Below are 2,254 nucleotides of genomic sequence, written 5' to 3'. Positions count from 1 at the left end.
GGTGCCGGGGCGGGCGGCGAAGGACGCGCGTACGATCCACTCCTGGTCGTGCAGGTCCGCGCCGCCCATCGCGGCGATCTTGCGCCGGACCCGGTCAAGGCCGGTCTCGGCCAGGGCGCCGGGGATCAGCGTGCCGTCCGCGCTCCACACGGCCGCCGCCCCCGGGCGCGCGGTGAACAGCGGGACGTCCCCGTTCCACAGGTCGGCCTGCTCGGCCGCTTCGAGCAGCCGGCCGCCGGGGCCGCCGAACGGGCTCTCCCGCAGCCACGCGAGGAGCCCGTCCCGATCGGCTCCCGCGCGCAGGCAGTCAGGGTGCGTGGACTCCTCGAGCAGCGTCGCGTACACGTGGGTGCCGCGTAGCACGATCCTGATCTCGTCCTTCGCGAACCGGTGCAGCAGGCCGGCCGGCCCGGTCAGCTCCTCGGCCGCGGCGGCGATGGTCCGGTAGGCGGCGCGGAATCCGGCGACGAACGCCTCGGTGAAGTCCGCCGGCTCCGGACCGGGACCGTATGCGGCAGCGGACTCGGCAGCGGACGTGGCGTCGGTCCCGCGGGCCGCGGCGGCCAGGACCGGCCGGTTCAGGCCCGACTCGAAGGTGCGCCGCTCCCGCACCAGGCGCATCGCGTCCGTGCCGGCCTCGGCCCAGGCCACCGTCTCGATCGGCCAGTGCCGGCCCGGGTCGCCGCCGAGGCCGGACAGGTCGAGCGCGCTCTCCTCGCCCAGGAACAGGCGCGGCAGCAGCCCGACCCGGTCGACGGAGGACTCCAGCGCCCGCCACGCGGGGTCGGGCGGCGTGTCCGCGGCGAGCAGCGTGGGCGGGTGGAAGAGCGTCTCGACGTCCACGAGCACCGGCTCGCCGCCGCAGGCGATGAGGTTCTCGAAGTGCAGGTCCGTTCCGTCGAGCGCGTACATCAGGGCCAGCAGTGCGCCCTGGCGCTCGTAGAAGCCCTCGAATTCGCCCGCGTCGGCGCACGGGCGGTGCGGGATGAACTCGGCCCAGCCGTATCCATCCCCTTCCACGACCGCGACCGCGCGCAGCGCAGGCCCGGCGGTGCGCGCGTTGAACCAGGCGAGCAGCTCGTTGAAGTGCCGATGGGCGGCGAGCGAGCGAGGCTTGTAGACGAGCCGCGAGCCGTCGGCGAAGCGGAGCAGCGCGACGGCGCGGCCGTGCCGGTGTCCGTCTCCGGCCGCGGTCCGCAGCTCCACGAGCAGTCCGGGGTCGCGTCCGGCGAACAGGTCGGCGGCCAGCCTGGTCCGGTCCGCGGCCAGCCGCAGCAGCACTTCGGCGAGCGCGTCGGCGGCGTGCAGGGCGGCCTGGGCCAGGAGCCGCCCGAGCACCGCGTACTCGTCCAGGAGTGCGGCCAACCCGTCGCGTGAGGCGGTCTGGCGGACGAAGTCGCGGAAGCGTGCGGCCGACGTCTCGCCCGCCAGCCGACCCGTCACGCGCGCGACGTTCAGTTCCAGCACGAGGGTGCGGGCGGCCAGTCCGCCGAGTGTGGCCGCGAGTCGTTGCGTGAACGCGTCGAGGATCGCGGCCATGTCGAGCGCGTCGTCCACTCCGGCCGTGGCGCACCGCACCCGTTCGGCGGAGGCTGCGGCGAACGGCGCGAGGATCGTCTCGAACCCGGTCGTACCGAGGAGTGCGCCCTCCGGTGCCCGAGCGCACGGCGGCGCCTTCTCCAGTGCCTCGGCGGCGAACGCGGTCCAGCACGGGGCGTCGCCGGCCACTTCGAGTTCGTCCTCTGACAGGGCGCGCTGCCACCAGGCGCGGGGCCGCGCACACACATCGGTCATCGGTACGCCTCCGGAGGGGGCAGAGGGCGGAGGCGGACGCGGCTCCGTTCGCCTCCGCCGATCATCGGGTGCGGCCGCGCGGACGGGCATCGGGGCGGCACCCGTATCTTCTTCGCCGCTCCCCCACCATTTCTCGGCGCCGTGTCGCAGGCCCCGCACCTCGCGCCCCGCGTCGTACCGCGCCACGCCGCGCGCGCTCTCGCCCCGTACGGCCACCCCTGGGCGCTGCCGCGCCACACGTCGCGGCGCATGCGCGCACGGCCTGGCCGGTTCATGGGGGCACGCCGGGCCGTTCGGGCGGGCGGCGGCGCGAACTGTGGGTGGCGATCCCCGATGACCGGCGCCTGTTGTCAGGGCACGATCGATCCGGTCGCCTCGTCCCCCGGCGCGTCGGCCGGAGCCGACCGGATGGAGTCGAGCCATGCCGCAATCCCTGCCGCACGACGGCACAGTCCCGCCC

The 2,254-nt window shown here is 75.4% G+C and carries 1 protein-coding gene; it reads right to left on the bottom strand.

Annotated elements, in window-relative coordinates; all coding sequences use genetic code 11:
• Positions 1 to 1,794, bottom strand: a 1,794-nt coding sequence (locus tag KDL01_RS40600) for a type 2 lanthipeptide synthetase LanM family protein (protein ID WP_212534051.1), incomplete at its 3' end; no start/stop codon positions are given.
• Between the last annotated feature and the right edge of the window lie 460 nt (positions 1,795 to 2,254).

It is taken from the genome of Actinospica durhamensis, assembly GCF_018139695.1.
GTDB lineage: Bacteria > Actinomycetota > Actinomycetes > Streptomycetales > Catenulisporaceae > Actinospica > Actinospica durhamensis.
Note: the sequence above shows the minus strand (reverse complement) of the source record. Positions and strands in the feature narration are given on the sequence as shown.